At 41.4% G+C, this 2,525-nt stretch carries 2 protein-coding genes; both read left to right on the top strand.

Annotated features, from left to right (window positions below):
- On the top strand, positions 1–1,217 hold a 1,217-nt coding region (locus ACFVSH_RS25350; RefSeq protein WP_387708514.1), incomplete at its 5' end, for an adenine deaminase.
- Between the two features lie 146 nt (positions 1,218–1,363).
- On the top strand, positions 1,364–2,422 hold the full coding sequence (locus ACFVSH_RS25345; protein ID WP_387708512.1) for a lactonase family protein: 1,059 nt from the start codon (positions 1,364–1,366) through the stop codon (positions 2,420–2,422).
- Positions 2,423–2,525: the final 103 nt, after the last annotated feature.

Genomic DNA, 2,525 nt, shown 5'->3' with positions numbered 1-2,525 from the left:
AGGATATGCTGCAAAAAATATACGATGCTAATAAACTAGGCAAAAGCATCGATGGCCATGCAGCAGGATTTTCCGAACAACAGCTCGATGTTTATATGTGTGCAGGCATTAAAACGGATCATGAATGCACTACAGCGGAAGAGGCAAAAGAAAGACTGCGTAAAGGAATGTATCTTATGATCAGGGAAGGCACCGTTGCCAAAGACTTAAAAAACCTGATTCCAGTTATAAATGAGAAGAACTCCCGACGTTGTTTATTCGTCAGCGATGACCGGCACCTTGACGATATTGTATCTGAAGGGAGTATTGATCACAACGTTCGACTTTCCATAAAAACAGGTGTCCCGCCAATTACCGCCATTCAAATGGCGACCATTAATGCAGCAGAATGTTTTGGCTTAAAGGAAACTGGTGCGATAGCACCTGGATACAAGGCGGACTTCCTTATATTGGATGACCTTGATTCAGTCATCATTCACTCGGTCTTTAAAGAGGGAAAGCTTATCGTTCAAAATAATCGTTTACTTAACTTTCCACCTGAAAAGGAACATGCCATTGACGACGGGTTGAAGCACTCCGTTCAATTTCATGAAATAACGGAAGGTGATCTGGCGATACCTTTTAAAAATAAGTTCGCTAATATTATTGAGATAACACCAAACAGCTTGATTACAAAGCATTCGATTGAACCGGTTACACTTAATCAGGATGGACTATTCCGGTTCTCCGAACATGTTGATCATATAAAACTTGCTGTAATTGAACGGCATCATATGACCAAACAAGTAGGTCTAGGAATCGTCAAAGGGCTCGGTTTGAATTCAGGCGCAATTGCCACGACAGTAGCCCATGATTCACATAATTTGATCATTGCCGGGACGAATGATCAAGATATGCTTTTGGCAGCAAATGAAATAAAAAAAATGCAGGGCGGATTGGCCGTAATCCAAAATGGGGAAATACTCGCTTCACTTCCCCTTCCGATAGCTGGATTGATGAGTGAATGGAATTATATGGATGTAGTCCGGTCGTTGAAAAAAATCGATGGAGCCCTATTGAAACTGGGTGCCAACAGGCATTTCAACCCTTTCCTTACACTTGCATTCTTGGCGTTGCCTGTCATCCCTGAAATTAAACTGACGGATTCGGGTTTATTTTTAGTTTCTGAGTTTAGGCATATTCCTATTGAAGCATCAAAGCCAGTCGATAAAATTTGACCCCCTAGTCGGGGTTTTTTTCTTCTTACCCCAGTAATTTCTAAATAAATCAGGTTCCAACTCGACTTAAACCGGGAAAAGGATATAATGGGTATCATCTATGTTAAAATAAAATTAAACACAAATCTTTCTTGGAGGAGATAGATATGGCAAAACATGATAAACGAACCATAATTGGATACATAGGCACTTACACAAAAGAAAACAGTAAAGGTATTTACCGCTTCACTTTAGATACAGCAGAAGGAAAACTCAGTGCACCGGTTCTTGCAGCAGAATTAACCGATCCGACTTATGTCGCCATCAGCCAGGACAAGAAGAATCTCTACGCCATTTTAAAAGAAGCGGGCAGCGGTGGAGTTTCAGCCTATTCGATCAATGAAGAATCAGGTGAGCTTACCTTCTTGGGCAAACAACTGACACCAAATGGTTCTTCCTGCCATATAAGTGTCAACAGCAAGAAACAGGTCTTGATCACTTCCAGTTATGGAGAAGGTGTGATTGAATCATATCCTCTTCATGACGATGCGACCCCTTTGCCCGTATCATCCACTGTTCAGCATGAGGGTCAAGGACCGAACGAAGAACGTCAGGAAAAAGCGCACACTCACTTCGCCGGGTTCACACCGGATGAAAGGTTCATTGCTGTAGTAGACCTCGGAATAGATAAAGTAATAACCTATAAAATAGATAATGGGGTTTTGGAAGAAGTAAACAGCTTATCTGTTTCTCCCGGCAGCGGACCACGGCACTTGACCTTTCACCCAAACGGCAAATTTGCGTATGTCATGGCAGAACTTGTACCAGAAGTCATTGTTTTGAGCTTCGATAGTCAAACCGGAAGCTTTTCTGAATTACAAACGGTTCGATCCGTCCCGGAAGATTTCAAGGAAAATAACCAAGGAAGCGCCATTCACATTTCAGATGACGGGCAATTCATATATGCTGCAAACCGCGGACATGATAGTATTGCCGTTTACCAAATCAATCAAGAAACAGGCAAACTGGCATTCGTGGAACTGGTTTCTACCGAAGGAAATTGGCCACGTGATTTTTCATTGGATCCTAGCGGAAAATTCCTGATTGCTTCTAATGAACAATCAGGAAACCTGACACTATATGCCCGAAATGAACATGACGGAAAGTTAACATTACTGCAAAAAGATGTTCAAGTTCCCTTCCCTGTTTGCGTAAAATTCTTATAATCGATAATAAAAAGGATTGAAGCTTGTATCACAGCAGCTTCAATCCTTTTTTTGTTATCCTTCTTTAATTCCATTTCTCCGCCATTTCGGGAAAATCTATATA

The organism is Peribacillus sp. NPDC058002 (assembly GCF_042886655.1).
Taxonomy (GTDB): Bacteria; Bacillota; Bacilli; order Bacillales; family DSM-1321; genus Peribacillus; species Peribacillus aracenensis.
The sequence above is the reverse complement of the archived record's forward strand: the minus strand, read 5'-3'. Positions and strand labels throughout refer to the sequence as shown.